Genomic DNA, 17,697 nt, shown 5'->3' with positions numbered 1-17,697 from the left:
CAGAAATAAAGAGGTATTCCAGTTATGGAATGGTTAAATCTCTAATTTAGCGAGTGATTCTATTAACTCGTGGTCAATTAATATCATGAATTCGGAAAATCTAAATGATACGTATTTAACAATTCAGCGAATAAGTGAAGGCCTTTTTAAAGACCGAAGTAGTAAATTTTTCTATTTCGCATTTCCAGTCAGGAATGAGGATGAGGTCAAAGAAAAGTTACTTGAACTCAGGAAAACTTACTACGGTGCCCGTCACCATTGCTATGCCTATGTTTTAGGTAAAGATGGTGAGACTTTTAGAGCCGTTGATGATGGTGAGCCAAATCATTCCGCAGGTGATCCAATATTGGGACAAATTAGATCAAACAATTTAACCAATATCTTGATCGTTGTTGTTCGTTATTTTGGAGGAACAAAATTAGGCATGAGTGGTCTTATTAATGCCTATAAATCCTCAGCCGCATTAGCGATTGAAGAAAATGAAATCGTAGAGGAAATGGTACTCGAAACGATACGGGTAAAGTTCCAATACCCCGCTATGAATGAAGTAATGAAACTAGTTAAAAAACATGATTTAAAAATCCTGGATCAGGAAATGATGCTTGACTGCCAAATGAAACTTGAATTTCGAAAAGGGTTAGAAAATGTATTGATAAAAAGCCTTGAAGAAATAGAAACCCTTCAAACTATTAATTAAGAAGAGAATCAAGGTAGCCTTCTGCTTTCAATTTCTCAAAAATTTTCAAACAGGCCCAAGCATCCGTAGCGGCATATCTTTTTTGCTTTTCAGTTAGTTGTTCCGCTTCCCAATTAGATACTTGCTCTGCTTTGGAAATTCTAATCTTCAATACCATCCCACAAAGATTCCTTACCCCAACATTGTGAAATCCGACTTTTTTTAATTCGTCATTCAAATCAAAAAAAGATTGTGGGTAAAATGAATCGGTCAGTTTTGCAAGGCCCTTAATATCATCATGAACCGCTGCTCCGACTTTAATGATATTTTCCTTTTCTAAAACATTCCTTAAGGATTCGGGAAAACTACCAATATTATTAAGCCTGAATAAAAATGCCTGAGTAGAAGTAGACAATTGAAGTAAAGCCACCTGGTTTATAACTCCTCTTCGAAATGCAGGTTTTGTTTCTGTATCAAAGCCAATAATTCTTTGTTTCATCAGGAATTCAGCTGCTTCATCCACATCCTCCAAATCGTCAATTAAAAACATTTCCCCTTCAAATTGACCAAGTGGAAGTTGATTTATTTCATCTTTACTTATACTTAAGGGAATCATGCTAACTCTTCTTCTTTCTCGTAATATTTGATACCAATCTTAAAATACCCATACATAATCGTCATAAAAGGGCTGATGATGTTAAAAAAGCAGTACGGAGCATAGACCAGAGTGGCTACACCCAAAACTGATGCCTGGGTAGCACCACAGGTATTCCAAGGAACCAAAACTGAAGTTACAGTTGCAGAATCCTCTAACGTACGGCTTAAGTTTTCTGGTTTAAGACCTCTCTTTTTATATATGTCTGCATACATTCTTCCTGGAACCAAAATAGCAAGATATTGATCAGAAGTGGTAATGTTAAAAAACACGCAAGTTGCCGCTGTGGCAGCAATTAAAGATCCAACTTTATGCACTTTTCTGATCACAGCTTCGGCCAATACTTTAAGCATACCGCTTTCTTCCATTATTCCGCCAAAAACCATGGCACAAACAATCAACCAAATAGTATTTAGCATTCCAGCCATTCCTCCTGTTACTAGTAATTCATTTACCACGTCATTACTAGTCACCACACTAATCTCACCATACATGGCCATCATTAAAGCCCTAAACCCTTGAAAGGCATAGGAACCATCCTCTCCTGCAATTAATGATATTATTTGAGGTTGGAAAATCAATGCAAAAACCCCTCCCAACAACGCTCCAGCTAACAAGGCGGGAATTGCAGGTATCTTTTTAATAATCAATATCAAAACCACTAATGGAACAATAAAAAGCAATCCATTCACATTAAATCGCTCAAGTATTACAGCAGAAATAGCCTTAACATCGTTTACAGAACCATTCGTTTCATAATTGAAACCAATAATGATAAACATAATTAATGCAATAGTAATAGAAGGAACTGTCGTTCTGGCCATATATCTGATATGAGTGAACAAATCTGTTCCAGCCATTGCAGGTGCCAGATTAGTAGTATCAGAAAGTGGAGACATTTTATCACCAAAATATGCTCCTGAGATTATGGCTCCAGCAATAATACCTTCATCGAATCCAAGGGCTTTCCCGATTCCTAATAATGCCACTCCCACTGTAGCTACTGTGGTCCAACTACTACCAGTGGCAATGGATACAATTCCACTGACAAGACAAGCTGCAACTAAAAAAATTGTCGGATTTAAAATCTGAAGTCCATAATAGATCATAGCTGGCACTATGCCACTTAGCAACCATGTCCCCGCTAAGGCTCCAATCAAGAAAAGAATTAATATACTTGACATGGCAGAGCTGATACTTTTAACTATGCCATCTTGGAGAGTTTCCCATCTAAATTTAAGTCTGAATATAGCTACTATTGCCGCTACAGTTGCGGATAGAATTAAAACGATTTGATTTGAACCTGATAATCCATCTGTTCCAAAAACCTGGATATTTAATACCAGCAGTACAATTAAAAAAATAAGAGGGATAAGGGCGTCAATAACTTTTGGGGCACGTACAGTTCCTTCCATTAAGTGGTGTTTTGTAATTTTAATTTTTGAATCTAATCAAAAAAAACCACTTTATTTTTCAGAAATCAGAGAAGCCAAGTCTTTTCCAACTTGCCAACCGATAGCTACTCCCATTCCACCTAGCCTTACTGCAATTACAGCTCTATTCCCTACTTGTTGGATTATAGGCGTCTTCTTTTTACCAAAAGCCATAATTCCTGTCCATACTGTATCCCATTTTATTTCCCTTCCCGGGAAAATCACTTCATTAGCCAACCTATCTAAATGAGATTCAATTTTGGGATTAATCATGAAATCGGTAGTTTCCTCATTTTCAAAATCAACATTTCTCGCTCCCCCTAATAATAATCTTCCATCTATTTTTCGGAAATAGACATATCCTTTATCCATATGAAAACTCCCTTTCCATGAGATTTTAAAGTCTAAAGGCTCTGATACCATCACCAAACCCCTTCCAGGATTCAAATCTTCCTGAGGTAAAAGTTGATTAGTAAATGCATTCGTGCAAATTGCTAATTGTCTTCCATGAAATTCAAAGCTTTTGCCGTCCCAAGAATTTTTTGCTAGAACCTGTCCCGTATCTTTATTTAGCTCACTTACATTTACCCCATTTAAAAGTCTGATTCCCAATTTCCCTGCTAAATCCCAAAGACTCTTTAAATACCTAGCAGGGTCTAATTCTCCTTCAAATTTATTTTGGATCACCATCTTTATTGAATCAGAAAATCCATATTTTTTGAATCCTTTTACTTCAGAAAACACATCTTCTTTAAATAATCCTTTGAGCATTTTATTAACCCGAGCCAATTCACTCAAAGCAGATAATTGGGACTCCTCCAATAGCTCATATCCTTTACTGTCCTTATATCCTAGTTCCTTCTTTCCAAATTTTTTTTTGATCTCTTTCAGCCCCATGTATCTTTTATTCACAAGTCCCAATACTTCGTCCTCGGACATGTGCCTAAAATCATCCAAGATTTCTGTAAGGCTTCCAAAACAAGCAAATCCAGCATTTTTTGAACTTGCACCACTTGGAAAAATCCCCCTTTCTAAAACTACTACACTCGATTTGGGATGTTTTTTTTTGAAGTGAATAGCCGTTGAGAGACCGACGAAACCTGAACCGATAACAATCAAGTCATACTTTAAAAAATTCTTTTGTTCCCAATAGCTAAACATTTTTTTATTCTCTTTCTCTAAATGATAAATGGATTTGCTAATTTGAATAAATCTAGAGTTTTAATCACAAAATACGATGAGAAAAATTGATGGTTTGTTGAATGAATATGGTTTGAGCCATCAAAATCAAACTAATAAGTTAATTCACTGGGTTTGCGTACCAGCAATCTTCTTTAGTATAGTTGGCTTGATTTATTCAATTCCTGCTGATATTATTTATGATTTTGCCCCATTTTTAGAGGGATTTGCTAATTGGGCAACCTTAGCTATTTTGATAGTTTTAGTATATTATGTTTCTCTTTCCCCTCCCCTTGCACTAGGTATGTTTTTTTTCTCAGCTTTGTGTTTAGCATTGGCAAATTTCATCAACTTGGAAGTTCCTGGTAAACTCTGGCTTATTAGTTTAGGGATATTTGTAATAGCATGGGTTTCCCAATTTTGGGGACATAAAATAGAAGGAAAAAAACCCTCATTCCTAAAAGATATTCAATTCCTATTAATCGGACCGGCTTGGTTGATGCATTTTATATATAAAAAGATCGGGCTGGCTTATTGAATAGAATCCCTAGCCATCTCTTCTTTTTTTTCAAAAATATCACCTAGCCTTTGTAGACTTAGCTGGTTTTTTTGAGTATAAATGCTGGCTAAAATTGACTTTTTCTCTCTTGCTGTAAGCCTCCAGTTCAAAGAAGCCCGCTGCATTGTTTCCTGGCTTTCACTTAATTCTTGCGCCTGAACCTTCTCCGGCGCATATTCAAATTCTATTTTTTCTATTTCAAAAGGCATGGATTCATTCATGTAATTGAATAATACTTCATTCTGGATAGTTTGAATATTGTCCCAATTCGAGTATATGTTTTTTAGAGGAGTAAAAATCTTTTCAAAAATTTTCGGTGGAGTTGTAGGGGGTATTTCGGTAGATTTTTCAGAGTCACGGATAGTAATTAAAACCACACCAGACGTATTTTCAGAAATCCATTTTTGAAAAACATACATAAATCGAAGCGCATCCTGAATACCGAAATTATCTGAGAGGCCCGTATCCATGGTTTCCATCTCGGGAATAGATGGAAGTTGAATATTTGGAGTAATAAAAGGAAAAGTAGCACTCATTCTTAAAGCAGAAAGAAATCGTAAATTCAATGGGTCATGGTCATGAAAGAAGCGGATAAAATCTATAGATTGCTTTTTTTCATCTTCTCCACTTTTACCCAAAACTGAAGTACCCAAATAGGACATAGAATTTGGAGAAATCACCAATTTCCTACCATCATTTGTAATTAATGATGTAACAGGAAGAATTGGGATAATAGCTGCGTTTTCAGGTTCCCTATAGGCTAATATCGGCTTATCCAAAATACCGTTTGTATTTAGATTCAACTGGTTTTCAAAAGCAAAACCCCGGTCTTTTAAATGGCGATAACCCCTGTATTCAAAATATTGGTTCCTTATTAATAAGTCATTTACTAGAAGGGTAAATATGATTGGATTTAAGTTGTCAGCAGAGATTTGATCCAGAAACTTTGGATCAGTTGGATCAAAACTAGAGTCCGTCTGTGATCTCAGATAAATTTCTCTAAAAAAAGCTTCTCCCAAGACGCCACCTGATGCTCCAGTAAATAACTCTGTATGCTTTATGATATCCCCATCCTGAATCTTATAAATAGACTGGAGTACATGTAGGGTCCATAATGCTGCTCTTTGGCCACCTCCGCTTGCTGCAATCATGACTAATTTAGGTTTAGTCTCTTTGGGAAACTTTGCTTTCCAGTTATTCAAAATCTTGATCGTATGATTTCGATCTTTGGCGACTGTATCAGGGTGAAGAAGTTGATCCAGTCTCTGAAGATTATACAACTCAGGTTTTACCTGGTAATTGATTCCAAAAGCTTCGTGAGGTCTATTTAGAAAGGAAAAATTAGAAAAATAGTTGAGTAGAAATATTACAAATATCACTGTTACTGTTGCCCATTTTCTAAGCCAGAAACTTACCGCGCCCACCAGCATCACCAAAATAGCCAAAAGTAATGTGGCACTCATTGCAGCTGGTAATTGAAGAACAGGTTTCTCCTTAAAAAACCCTAGAAACAAAACAAAAAGAATCAAAAAAACCTGTATCAGAAAAAGATTTAAATGATTTTGATCAAATACTTTTAAAAGCTTTGTTCCCTCAAATCTAGAAATGTCAGGCCTTACTTTTTCTAAACCGAACCTCAAATTCAAAAAATAAAGCACTTTATCTTGTTTTGATCTCAGTTCTTTATATTGACTGATCACATTCGCTCTTGTCAATTTAACTTTCCTTAGTCTCTTGTCAAGCGAACCTGCAAAGAGAACGAAAAAGTCCTTATTGGTGAACGAAAAATAACCAAAGATGACGGTAAAAGATAAAACACTTCCAACAGCAAAACCAAAAAAATAATTGAGGACTACCCATTCAGATGACAGGTCATTTGCAAGTTGAAAAAGAATAAATTTAATACAATAGATAAGGTAAAAAATCAAGGGGATAATGGAATTATTCAAGCAATAATGAATAAACGGTTTTGGCAAAACAGCTAGAAACTTAAATTGACTTCCATCCATGATGTAGGTAGTCATATGAAAAGCCATTGTAAGCACCGCAAAACCAATCCCAACCATCATAAAACTGATCCAAGAAACTTGATGTAAATATTCTGGATCTAAAAAGAGATATGGAATACCCAACATGATCCCGAATTTTTCCAGAATGATTCCCAACAGCAATACCCAAATAAAAATTAGAGCTAAATTTTTTCTTAAATGAAGTAGTAGAAGTTGAACTGGAAAACTATACCAGATTTTTTCGCGCATGCTTAAATATTTGTTTTCAATTTACAGTTTTTATCAAAACTGAACCAAAAATGAGTGTCCTCTAAATATTAAAATTCCAAAAAAATATTTTTTCTAATAATCAAGATGATATTCAAGTACTTGCAATTAAACGATCTGTTTTATGGGTACTTTTAACTCGAAAGTCATGGTTCTTCAAATGATAAGATTTAGATTCACGATTTAATAAAATGGAAAGATGAGAACTTGGTTTTTGTGTAAAGTAAAATATGCGAAGGAGAATGAAGAAGGGTTACTGAAAAATATCTCCGAACAGTATTTGGTTGATGCTGTTTCATTCACTGAAGCTGAAGCGATAATTTATGATCGTCTTGGATCACAGATTAGAGGTGATTTTCAAATCACGGGTTTAAGTAAGAGTAATATTGTTGATGTGTTCTTTTTTGAGGATGCTGACATATGGTATAAATGTAAAGTATCATATCTTGTTTCCGACGGAGAAAGTGGAAAAGAGAAAAAAGTCACACAGTATATGATTGTAACAGCATCAGACGTTAAGGATGCCTTTGACAGGATTCAGGAGAGTCTAAGCAATATGTTGGTGAGTTTTAGAGTACCTGATATAGTGGAAAGTCCAATAGTCGAAGTATTCCCTTACGAAAAAGACGAAATAGCTGAACAGTTGCCAGAAGGTAATTTTAAACCAGTATCAGAAATTCAAGCAAATGAAGAATAAAAAAAGGCCTCATTTGAGGCCTTTTCCATAACTTGTTTTTTTACTCCTCCACTTCTTCAACCTGGACTATTTCATACATTTCTTTTCCATCTTCCTGGACCGGCATATAGTACGTGTCTCCAATCTTAACATAAGTTTGATCTCCAACTTTAACTTCTTCTCCTCCTTCCGGTAAAGCATCTACTACGGCGCCAGCAGGAGGTGGAACTACGGTATACCCTCCATCGCTTTTTTCATAAAAAACCCCTCCATAATAATAGTTATTGATCGTGGGAGACACCTCCACTTCTTTTGATTCTTTTGGAATCACTTTAACAGTTGCACCCTGAGGTGCCTCTACTACAACATAACCATTATCAGTTTCAACATAAAAAACCCCCTCATCATAATTATAATCTTGGTTATCGACAGATACTATAATTGCTGTCACAGCTAACGTGGCGACAAAAAATCCCCAAGGGTGCCAAACTGGTCCCCAATAAAATGGAGTGTAGGGATGATAGTAATAAGGTCTAAACCAGCTAAACCCAAAACCTCCCCAAACATAAGGCGGCCTTGGATAAGGTCTATATGGTGGTCGATAAGGTCTATAATTTCTAACATTATTATTTCTAATGTTTACATTATTTCTATTGTTGACGTTAACATTAATATTTTTACTATTGTCGATATTAACTCGATTGCCGACATTATTTCTTGAATTATCATTCCTGATATTGGAAACTCTTCCTTGATTATTTTTTTTATCTGTAACTCTATTAGACCCTCCATTAATGGTAGGTCGTGAACTGGAGTTAGTAGGTCGTGAGATTTGTCCTGAGGATGATGGTTTGGATCTATTATTTGAAGGCCTTGTTGTGGGCCTAGTGGCCTTTGGAGTATTCATAGGCTTTGAAGGTGCCGTTCGTGTTGTCGCTGGTCTTGCAGCTGGCCTAGCTCCACCAGCTCGCATTCTTTGAGCATTTGCAAAGTCTGTAGAAATAAGCAATCCCAATAGACCTACTCCAAGAACCCACAGTTTAATTTTTCTAGTTTTCATAATTTAAATTCTAAATGACTTATTTCCCTGACATCCAAGTAATTTGTTTAGCGCTGGGAGGTGGCAAAAATTCAAAAATTGAGTCTGGATAATCTTGATTTATTTCCCAATTTGAAAAATCGATTTGATATTGATTTGCATAAGGCCCATCAAAATAGGTTATCAATGTTTTGATTGGAAGAAAGTATGAGTCATTGGAAATCCAGATTTGAACTGTCATCAAATCGTTACTACCAGCAACATGAAAAGCTTGCTTTCCATCGACTTGCGCCATTCCAAGAAATGAGATATAATCCATCTGGTTTACGAAATCCTGTGAAAAAGATGGATACAGAAAATCCGCTGAAGTAAACTCAATTCCAAAATCATTATATAGCCAATCAATTGTTTCTATCAGGTTATCGGGAGCATCAGCTACTGTGTAAATATTATCTTTAAAGGAATAATATACTACTTGCTCCCCATTGTAGGAATAAAGATCTTCTTTGTTCTCACCATGTACTCTCGAAATAAACTTATTGGGTCCCTTGATTTTTACATCACTACGAGAGAAGACTTTTATGAAAAAGTTTTCCGCATAAACTACATCTTTAGAGACGTTCGATGTAAAACCCAATGCTTTCATTTCCCCAAAAATGGAACTCATCCTGTCTAAAATTAAAACAGCAGTGGTATCAATAACTTTATCTTGAGCATGAACAGAAAATAAGGGTATGAACAACAAAAGCCCTAAGAATACTTTTTTCATAATAACTTATGTAAGAGTTAATATTAAATCTAGCAATACTTTTAAATTAGTTTTATAAAACTATCCCTTTCAATGCATCTTTTTGATGAATGATTACAAAATTAATTAAGTCTTCAACTGAAATTCGGGCTCTTTCCGAGGCATCTGCAATATCCTCTCTACTCACTTGGGCTGCAAATGTCTTATCTTTCAACCTCTTTTTTACTCCTTTAACCTGCATACCCTCATATGCTGTAGGCCTCATTAATGAATAGGCATGTACAAAGCCACTCAATTCATCAAAGGCATATAACATTTTATCCATTTCTGTTTCAGGCTCTACCCCAAAATATCTAGGACCATGAGATGCAATCGCCCTGATTATTTCCGGATCAATATTTCTTGATTCCAATTCTTCAATAATCTTTTTACAATGAAGTTCCGGCCATTGATCCCAATCAGCATCATGAAGCAATCCCGCCAAATACCATTTTTGACAAATCTCCTTCGAATAGTTTTTGCTTTCAGCAAATTGCCTCATCAAATGAGCTACCTGAATCATATGGGCTTTCAACTTCTCATTTTTTACCCAATCATTTAAAAGAGTAAATGCTTCCTCAATTGACATGAGATTCCCGTTATTATTAGGATTACCAAAGTTTTTTCTTCCCAGAATTAAAGATTTATTTTCCATTCATGTATATTTAATTGTATTTTAAATAATATTTAATGTAATTTATGATCTTGTATTTTTCTTGTATTATGAATGATGTCAAAGTTTTAGATATATTAAGCCAACTGGCAATTACATCAGAATATTTCATGCAAGTGACCTTGGATAAGAATGGACAAGTCATAAGTTCAGATTCAGGAATAGGCCCCATCCCATCACTTTTTGATAGTGCAAAAAAACCTTTGCATTTTTCTGATTGCTTCCTTTCTTCTGATTGGATCAAATATGAAAATAATAGATTAAAAGCTTGGAACAATCATCAGCAATCTTTTTCAGTTGATTTACAAAAAATTAACCACCCCACCGATAATCTCTTAAAATCTAAATGGGAATTTTTCTTTGTCTCAGAAGATTTTGGAACCTGTGTAGGAATTGGACACCCTCTTGACTCTTTAAAACATTATAATATTCATTTGGGTGATTTCATTGATACAGAATATTCTTCCTCTGAGATTATTGACACGCTTTTGGAAGATAAATTATTAGGTTTTTGGGAGTTTAATCCATTTGAAAAAATTAATACCATCAGCTCAGGTTTGGCTCAGACATTAGGTTATACAGAAAATGAAATTGAATCAATAGGAAATATTTCATGGGAGAATCATATCCACCAAGAAGACTATCATGAGTTAACCCAGCAATTAACCCATCATTTTAAATCTCCTGGAAACTTACCTTTTAAAAAAGAGTTTCGATTAATCTCAAAAGGCAAACAGACTATTTGGGTAATGGCATTCGGAAAAACAATTAATTGGACTTCAGATGGATTACCTAAAAAAGTCCAAGGAATAATATTAGATATTACAGAGAAAAAGAAACAAGATATGTGGATGAAAGAACATCAATATTTTTTAAAGGAATTAGCTTTTCAGCAATCTCATACACTAAGAGCTAGAGTTGCCAACATATTGGGGCTTATCGACATTTTGGACATCGAGCAGCAATCCGGTGAAGCAAAAAGAATCATGGAGATAATAAAAAAAGAAACTGCTCAACTAGATCAGGCTTTAAAAAAGAGCATTAAAGAATCAGTGGAACAAAACAAAAGTTTTGAATTAGACTCAGATTCTCTTTCTTAGCAAATAAAGGAGTTTAAATATTCCTGATCTTCCATTTAGCTTTCAGATAGCCCCAAAGAATTTTGGGGCTTATACTTTTTTTCCTCTTGAAACTTCCATCATATCCCACATTTCTTTCGGTATTTGATCAAGATTATTGAATTCTCCAGCCCCTTTTAACCATTCACCACCATCTATTGTAATAACCTCACCATTTACATAAGAAGAAAAATCAGAAACTAAGTAAGCCGCTAGATTTGCCAGTTCTTGATGCTCCCCTACCCTTCCTACGGGGACTTTTTTAGCTGGATCAAATTTCTTGACCAAATCCCCAGGTAGTAATCTACTCCATGCTCCTTCGGTTGGGAATGGTCCTGGGGCAATAGCATTTGAACGAATCCTATATTTTGCCCACTCCACTGCCAAGGATCTTGTCATTGCTAAAACTCCTGCCTTTGCAGCTGCTGAGGGAACTACATACCCCGAACCCGTCCAAGCATACGTTGTGACAATATTTAAAAAAACACCTTTTTGGTTTTTCTCAATCCAATCTTTTCCTGCTGTCAAAGTAACCTGAGAAGTCCCTTTCAGAACAATATCCAAAACTGTATTAAATGCATTGGTAGAAAGTCTTTCAGTAGGACTTATAAAGTTACCTGCAGCATTGTTTAATACTACATCTATTTGTCCAAGTTCATTTATAGCTTCTTTCCACATACCTTCCACTTGGTCTATTTCCCTTACATCACAGGCAACGGGGATTACTTTACCTCCCTTATTTAACATCATTTCCGATGCCGTATTTTTGAGAATATCAATTTTCCGTGAAGTAATCACCAAATTTGCTCCCAATTCTAAAAAATATTCACCCATTGACTTTCCTAAACCAGTACCTCCACCTGTGATTAGGATATTCTTTCCTTTCAATGCTCCTTCCCGAAGCATGCCATCTAAATAATTCATAAAATATTTAATTCAATATGAGCCAAGATAGTCATTCGGCCCAGAAATTGAAAGGAACATTATAAAGCAAAAAGGAGCTTATTTTACGATATTGTCAATGATATGAAAAGAATTAACTTTTTACTTATTTCTTTATTTGTACTATTAACTAGCTGTCAAGAAGATGCGGATAAGGTTATCAGAACAGACTTACCGGCAGAAGCCGCTCAACTATTTAACATTTCAGAAGGCTGGAGCGAGAGTCTCTATTTTGCTTTATTAACATTTGAAGAATACCAAGCTTTAGAATCAACAAGTTCATTACCTGGTTGTCCAAATTTGATAATAGAAAACGATACTAGAAAAGTTTTCCTTGATTTTGATAACGAAAATGAATGTCTTCAAACAGGCACCAAAAAAAGATCAGGGAAATTGATTATTGAATTCTCCTTGTCTGGAGGAATCACACCTACTTGGATTTTGGAATATGAAAACTATTCATTTAACGGGATTAGTATGCGTGGGATTAGAACCTTTAGAAGAAACAGTCCTAATGATATTACAGAAAATTTTGACCCCATTACTTTCAAAACAACCAAGGACTTAACGACTGTGTTTTCCGGGAATTTAACGCATTCAAGAGGCCTTTCAAATTCTATTGGAATTATTTCCGGGGGAAATATCACAGGGATAAACCCTGCCGGCAGGGAATTTTCTGTGGAGATTCCTAATGATAGATTAATGCTATCAACCTGCTTCCAAAATAATGAACTAATCCCTGTTACGGGAACGGAAATATGGGAAATCTCAAGAGGATCAAACAAAAAAGTAACGCATCAATTGAAATATGAATTGATTGATTCTTGCAAAGTCGCAGCGAATGTATTGTTACCTGATGGGAGGCAACTTCTCCTAAATCCATAAAAAAAGGCAGCTGAATTGCTGCCTTTTAAACTCTATTGGATCAGAATTAATATCTATAATATTCTGGTTTGAATGGTCCTTCTACAGTCACTCCGATATATTCAGCCTGCTCTTGCGAAAGCGTCTCTAGCTCTACTCCTAATTTAGAGAGATGTAAAGCAGCCACTTTTTCATCCAGATGTTTTGGAAGAACATAAACTCCTGGCTGATATTCATCCGTATTCTGCCATAATTCCAACTGCGCTAAAACTTGATTCGTAAATGAATTAGACATTACAAAAGACGGATGACCAGTAGCGCAACCTAAGTTTACCAATCTACCTTCTGCTAAAATAATAATTTGTTTGCCCTCTAGCTCATATAGATCCACTTGGGGCTTAATTACATTTTTGGTATGGCCATACTTCTTATTCAACCAAGCCATATCGATCTCATTATCAAAATGACCGATATTACATACAATCGCTTTATCTTTCATTGCCATAAAATGCTCTGCAGATAAAATATCCTTATTACCAGTTGCAGTAACAATAATATCAGCTTCCTTCGCTGCATCAACCATCTTTTTAACAGCAAATCCATCCATTGCGGCCTGAAGTGCACATATAGGGTCTATTTCAGTTACAATAACTCTTGCACCTGCTCCTCTTAAGGAAGCAGCTGATCCTTTTCCAACATCCCCATATCCTGCAACTACTGCCACTTTACCAGCCATCATCACATCCGTTGCCCTTCTGATAGCATCTACCAATGATTCTTTACAACCATATTTATTGTCAAATTTTGACTTTGTTACAGAATCATTAACATTGATCGCCGGCATTGGAAGCGTTCCATTTTTCATTCTCTCATATAGCCTGTGAACACCAGTAGTCGTCTCCTCAGAAAGTCCTTTGATTCCATCAACAAGCTCAGGATATTGATCTAAAACCATATTTGTCAAATCCCCACCATCATCCAGAATCATATTCAGTGGCTGACGATCTTCACCGAAAAACAATGTTTGCTCAATACACCAATCAAATTCCTCAGCAGTCATTCCTTTCCAAGCATAAACAGAAATTCCAGCTGCAGCAATAGCAGCTGCAGCATGATCTTGAGTGGAAAAAATATTACAGGAAGACCAAGTCACTTCTGCTCCAAGCTCAACCAAAGTTTCAATAAGAACTGCAGTTTGAATTGTCATGTGAAGACATCCGGCAATTCTCGCATTTTTCAAAGGTTTTGAAGTTCCAAACTCCTCACGAAGAGACATTAGACCTGGCATTTCAGCTTCTGCCAATTTAATTTCTTTACGTCCCCATTCAGCTAAAGAAATATCTTTTACTTTAAACTTAACGTATTTTTCAGATTTAGTTTCTGACATATTATTGATTGTTAACTAATTAAATTCACTTAAAACTTGCGCAAAGGTATCGCTTAAAGTTTAGAATCGAAAATCAGATATTTAATCCAAGAACACAATTTCCTTAAGATCAAAAAGTCTTAATTGCCCTTCTTCAGTTTCAATTTGAAGTTTGCCAAAAGATGTAATCCCCTTTATTTCGCCGTAAAATATTTCTTCATTTGATTGAAACCGTGATTTATTATTCCTTAGATATAAATGATTAAGATATTCATTTTTGATCTCTCTTAACCTCCCCCTTTTCAACATTAAATAACTTTGCTCAATCCTACTTATCGATAGCTTAAAAAGCTCCTTCAGATCGAAATTGTTTTCAGTTATTAAAGCTAGGGATGTTGCCTCTGGATTTAAAAACGTTTTCTGATTGATATTTAGTCCAATACCAACAATAGCATATTCCCAGTTACTTCCCGAAAAGGTATTTTCAACCAAAACTCCACCTATTTTACCATAACCGGGAACTTTAATATCATTTGGCCACTTTACTTTCACATCCGCAATATAGTCTTCCAACAAACCTCTAATTCCATTCGAAATACACATATTTAGAGAAAATTGTTCGGTGATATCCAAAAAATCAGGTTTTAGAATCAAAGAAAAAGTTAAATTTAAGCCCGCTTGGGATTGCCAAACATTTCCTCGCTGGCCTTTCCCTTTTATTTGGTGGTCGCAAATAACAATTGTGCCCTCCGAGACATTTCCTTGTCTGACCATTTGCAACGCTATATCATTAGTTGAATGACAGTCTGGCAGGAAATGGACATCTTTCCCCAAAAAAATGGTATTGGCAAGAATTTTATACATAAATTTTAGGATCGTTGGAATAATAGTAAAATCCCAACTCACAAAATTAGAATAATAATATGACAGCAGAAGAGCTGAGCAAAGTAATAATCAAAGGAATGGAAGAAAAAAAAGCTTCCGATATATTATTGATGGATCTAAGACATATAAAGAATTCAGTTACCGATTTTTTTGTGATTTGCTCTGGCAACTCAGATACGCAGTTGGATGCTATCTCTGACTCTATAGAGGAACAGGTGATAAAAGCAGGGGATAAAGGTCCCTGGAGAAATGAAGGGAAAAGCGGCAGAAATTGGATTTTAATGGATTATGTGGACGTAGTAGCACACATCTTTCTTAAAGACAAACGGGAGTTTTATGGACTCGAAGATTTGTGGGGAGATGCAAAAGTCACCCGAATTGGCTAAACTGTCACAAACTTTACCCGAGCAATTCCGTTTTACAATAAGTTTACCGAATTACAAATTTAGCGATGAGCGAAAAAAATAAAAACAAAAAATTTATCCCAAAAGCACCTCAACAAAAGCCGAATTTTCAACTCTGGTTGATCATTGCTGCTGTGCTAGTGCTTTTAGGCCTAACTTGGATACAACAGAGGTCATCAGTAATTGACATTACTCAAAAGAAGTTTGAAGACATGTACATGGCGGGCGATGTATCTAAAGTCGTGATGGTCAAGAATATGGAGAGAGTGGATATTACTCTTAAGCCCTCTGCCTTATCTGAACCAAAATATAAAAATGAGTTAGAATCAAATTCAACCTTTTTCAACCCATCCGGACCTCATTATTCTTTTCAAGTTGCATCGGTAGATAAATTCGCAAACGATTTTGACACGCTTAAAGAGCAAGCAGACCCAGAGAATAGAATAGATTTAGAAGTTTCTACAGAAGAAAATTGGACCAGCTATTTCAGTAGTTTTGGATTTTTAATCCTGCTATTTGTCTTTTTCTGGTTTATGATGAGAAGAATGGCAGGGCCATCTGGTCCAGGAGGTCAAATTTTTAATGTCGGTAAATCAAAAGCTCAATTATTTGACGCAGAAAATAAAGTTAAAATTACTTTTGACAATGTGGCAGGTCTTGATGAAGCAAAGGAAGAAATTCAAGAGATTGTAGAATTTCTTAAGAACCCTGGGAAATTCACCAAGCTAGGTGGTAAAATTCCTAAAGGTGCTCTTTTAGTAGGACCTCCGGGAACTGGTAAAACTTTGCTCGCAAAAGCAGTTGCTGGTGAAGCGGGAGTACCATTCTTTACCTTGTCAGGTTCTGACTTTGTAGAAATGTTCGTTGGAGTTGGTGCCGCCAGAGTAAGAGACTTATTTAAGCAAGCTAAAGAAAAAGCACCTTGTATCATTTTTATAGATGAAATTGATGCTATCGGTAGATCAAGAGGAAAAGGGCAGATGCCCGGATCAAATGACGAAAGAGAAAATACGCTGAACTCATTATTGGTAGAAATGGATGGCTTTGGTACAGATTCAGGAGTCATTGTACTTGCTGCTACCAACAGACCAGACGTTTTGGATAGTGCCCTTCTTAGAGCTGGTCGATTTGATAGACAAATCTCAATTGATAAACCAGATATCATTGGTAGAGAGGCAATTTTCAAAGTTCATTTGAAACCTATAAAAACAAGTCCAGATATCGACCCTAAAAAACTTGCTGCCCAAACTCCGGGATTTGCTGGTGCAGAAATCGCCAATGTTTGCAATGAAGCTGCCCTGATTGCCGCAAGAAGAAATAAAACTGCGGTTGATATGCAGGATTTTCAGGATGCTATCGATAGGACTATTGGAGGGCTTGAAAAAAGAAATAAAATTATTTCCCCAGAGGAGAAGAAAATTGTTGCCTACCATGAGGCGGGACATGCAGTTGCTGGCTGGTTCTTAGAACACGCAGATCCTTTGGTAAAAGTAAGTATTGTTCCAAGAGGTATTGCAGCTTTGGGATATGCGCAGTATTTGCCAAAAGAACAATTCCTGTATCAAACAGAGCAATTGATAGATGAAATGTGTATGACCCTAGGTGGTAGGGCAGCAGAGGAAATAATATTTAATAAGATTTCTACAGGAGCACTTAGTGATTTGGAAAGGGTGACTAAAATGGCTTATTCCATTGTTTCTATCTACGGAATGAATGATAAAATCGGCAATGTTTCTTTCTATGATTCAAAGAGTGATGGTTATAAGATGACCAAACCTTATTCTGAAACAACAGCTGAAACCATTGATGAAGAAGTTAGACAGTTGATCCAAAAAGCGTATATCAGAACTAAGGATTTGCTGACGCATAGACTAAAAGAGCTTGAAATTCTTGCAAAAGAACTTCTTGAAAAAGAAATTTTGTTCCAGGCAGATTTGGAGCGATTAATAGGTAAAAGGCCTTTTGAAACAGAAACTACTTATCAAGCTTTCACTAATAAAAAAGAGAGCGCACCAGTTCCTGTGATCGACCAATTGGAAACACCTACCCTAGATCCAGATTCTACGTCTTCAGATGAGCCGAGCTCAGTTCCAGAATCGAAGGAAGAAAATTAATAAAAAAAGCCCCCTCTCTTTTGGGGCTTTTTTTTTAAGCGAACTCCCGAT

General features: G+C 35.9%; 17 protein-coding genes. 7 read left to right on the top strand and 10 right to left on the bottom strand.

Going from position 1 to position 17,697, the window contains the following annotated elements; genetic code table 11:
* Positions 1–85 precede the first annotated feature (85 nt).
* Positions 86–697 (top strand): YigZ family protein, encoded by a 612-nt coding sequence (locus AAGF08_RS05400; RefSeq protein ID WP_343510074.1) that lies wholly within the window; start codon positions 86–88, stop codon positions 695–697.
* Here the strand turns inward: AAGF08_RS05400 and AAGF08_RS05395 are convergent.
* Genes AAGF08_RS05395 through AAGF08_RS05385 form a run of 3 tightly spaced genes read right to left on the bottom strand, consistent with a single transcriptional unit; the run spans position 690 to position 3,925 of the window.
* On the bottom strand, positions 690–1,292 hold the full coding sequence (locus tag AAGF08_RS05395; protein ID WP_343510073.1) for a 3'-5' exonuclease: 603 nt from the start codon (positions 1,290–1,292) through the stop codon (positions 690–692). The two genes, AAGF08_RS05400 and AAGF08_RS05395, sit on opposite strands and share 8 nt — an antisense overlap.
* Positions 1,289–2,746: a Na+/H+ antiporter NhaC gene (nhaC, locus tag AAGF08_RS05390; RefSeq protein ID WP_343510072.1), complete on the bottom strand. Its 1,458-nt coding sequence runs from the start codon at positions 2,744–2,746 to the stop codon at positions 1,289–1,291. The genes AAGF08_RS05395 and nhaC overlap by 4 nt, the downstream gene beginning before the upstream one ends.
* A gap of 51 nt (positions 2,747–2,797) precedes the next feature.
* Positions 2,798–3,925 (bottom strand): FAD-binding oxidoreductase, encoded by a 1,128-nt coding sequence (locus AAGF08_RS05385; protein WP_343510071.1) that lies wholly within the window; start codon positions 3,923–3,925, stop codon positions 2,798–2,800.
* 76 nt (positions 3,926–4,001) lie between these two features.
* Here AAGF08_RS05385 and AAGF08_RS05380 point away from each other — a divergent pair, with 76 nt between their 5' ends.
* Entirely contained in the window at positions 4,002–4,481 is a 480-nt protein-coding gene (locus AAGF08_RS05380) for an Mpo1-like protein (protein ID WP_343510070.1), read from the top strand.
* Here AAGF08_RS05380 and AAGF08_RS05375 read toward each other — a convergent pair.
* Positions 4,475–6,760: a patatin-like phospholipase family protein gene (locus AAGF08_RS05375; protein WP_343510068.1), complete on the bottom strand. Its 2,286-nt coding sequence runs from the start codon at positions 6,758–6,760 to the stop codon at positions 4,475–4,477. The two genes, AAGF08_RS05380 and AAGF08_RS05375, sit on opposite strands and share 7 nt — an antisense overlap.
* Positions 6,761–6,977: 217 nt before the next feature.
* Here AAGF08_RS05375 and AAGF08_RS05370 point away from each other — a divergent pair, with 217 nt between their 5' ends.
* Complete coding sequence (locus tag AAGF08_RS05370; RefSeq protein ID WP_343510067.1) at positions 6,978–7,475, top strand: DUF4494 domain-containing protein; 498 nt, start codon at positions 6,978–6,980, stop codon at positions 7,473–7,475.
* 40 nt (positions 7,476–7,515) lie between these two features.
* Here the strand turns inward: AAGF08_RS05370 and AAGF08_RS05365 are convergent, their stop codons facing one another.
* The 3 genes from AAGF08_RS05365 to AAGF08_RS05355 are packed head-to-tail and all read right to left on the bottom strand — an operon-like array spanning position 7,516 to position 9,935.
* The gene (locus AAGF08_RS05365; protein ID WP_343510066.1) at positions 7,516–8,514 is read right to left on the bottom strand and encodes a DUF6515 family protein; all 999 of its coding nucleotides are present in this window, start codon (positions 8,512–8,514) and stop codon (positions 7,516–7,518) included.
* Positions 8,515–8,533: 19 nt separating this feature from the next.
* Positions 8,534–9,262, bottom strand: coding sequence for a DUF2092 domain-containing protein (locus AAGF08_RS05360; protein WP_343510065.1), 729 nt, complete (start codon positions 9,260–9,262; stop codon positions 8,534–8,536).
* Between the two features lie 52 nt (positions 9,263–9,314).
* The gene (locus tag AAGF08_RS05355) at positions 9,315–9,935 is read right to left on the bottom strand and encodes an HD domain-containing protein (protein ID WP_343510064.1); all 621 of its coding nucleotides are present in this window, start codon (positions 9,933–9,935) and stop codon (positions 9,315–9,317) included.
* A 44-nt stretch (positions 9,936–9,979) separates the two neighbouring features.
* Here AAGF08_RS05355 and AAGF08_RS05350 point away from each other — a divergent pair, with 44 nt between their 5' ends.
* Positions 9,980–11,053, top strand: a complete 1,074-nt coding sequence (locus tag AAGF08_RS05350) for a PAS domain-containing protein (RefSeq protein ID WP_343510063.1) — start codon at positions 9,980–9,982, stop codon at positions 11,051–11,053.
* Positions 11,054–11,122: 69 nt separating this feature from the next.
* On the opposite strand, the gene AAGF08_RS05345 is transcribed toward AAGF08_RS05350, so the two are convergent.
* Positions 11,123–11,995, bottom strand: coding sequence for an SDR family oxidoreductase (locus tag AAGF08_RS05345; protein WP_343510061.1), 873 nt, complete (start codon positions 11,993–11,995; stop codon positions 11,123–11,125).
* 102 nt (positions 11,996–12,097) lie between these two features.
* On the opposite strand from AAGF08_RS05345, the gene AAGF08_RS05340 reads away from it, so the two are divergent.
* The gene (locus tag AAGF08_RS05340; RefSeq protein WP_343510060.1) at positions 12,098–12,898 is read left to right on the top strand and encodes a hypothetical protein; all 801 of its coding nucleotides are present in this window, start codon (positions 12,098–12,100) and stop codon (positions 12,896–12,898) included.
* Between the two features lie 46 nt (positions 12,899–12,944).
* Here the strand turns inward: AAGF08_RS05340 and ahcY are convergent, their stop codons facing one another.
* Together ahcY and AAGF08_RS05330 are read right to left on the bottom strand one after the other, a co-directional pair.
* Positions 12,945–14,264, bottom strand: coding sequence for an adenosylhomocysteinase (gene ahcY / locus AAGF08_RS05335; protein ID WP_343510059.1), 1,320 nt, complete (start codon positions 14,262–14,264; stop codon positions 12,945–12,947).
* 81 nt (positions 14,265–14,345) lie between these two features.
* Positions 14,346–15,107: a biotin--[acetyl-CoA-carboxylase] ligase gene (locus tag AAGF08_RS05330; RefSeq protein ID WP_343510058.1), complete on the bottom strand. Its 762-nt coding sequence runs from the start codon at positions 15,105–15,107 to the stop codon at positions 14,346–14,348.
* Positions 15,108–15,166: 59 nt separating this feature from the next.
* Between AAGF08_RS05330 and rsfS the strand changes: the two genes are divergently transcribed.
* Positions 15,167–15,514: a ribosome silencing factor gene (rsfS, locus tag AAGF08_RS05325; RefSeq protein ID WP_343510057.1), complete on the top strand. Its 348-nt coding sequence runs from the start codon at positions 15,167–15,169 to the stop codon at positions 15,512–15,514.
* Between the two features lie 65 nt (positions 15,515–15,579).
* Positions 15,580–17,646: an ATP-dependent zinc metalloprotease FtsH gene (ftsH, locus tag AAGF08_RS05320; protein ID WP_343510055.1), complete on the top strand. Its 2,067-nt coding sequence runs from the start codon at positions 15,580–15,582 to the stop codon at positions 17,644–17,646.
* The last annotated feature ends 51 nt before the right edge of the window (positions 17,647–17,697 follow it).

It is taken from the genome of Algoriphagus sp. SE2 (assembly GCF_039563885.1).
Lineage (GTDB): Bacteria > Bacteroidota > Bacteroidia > Cytophagales > Cyclobacteriaceae > Algoriphagus.
This window is presented reverse-complemented; position numbering and strand designations above follow the sequence as displayed.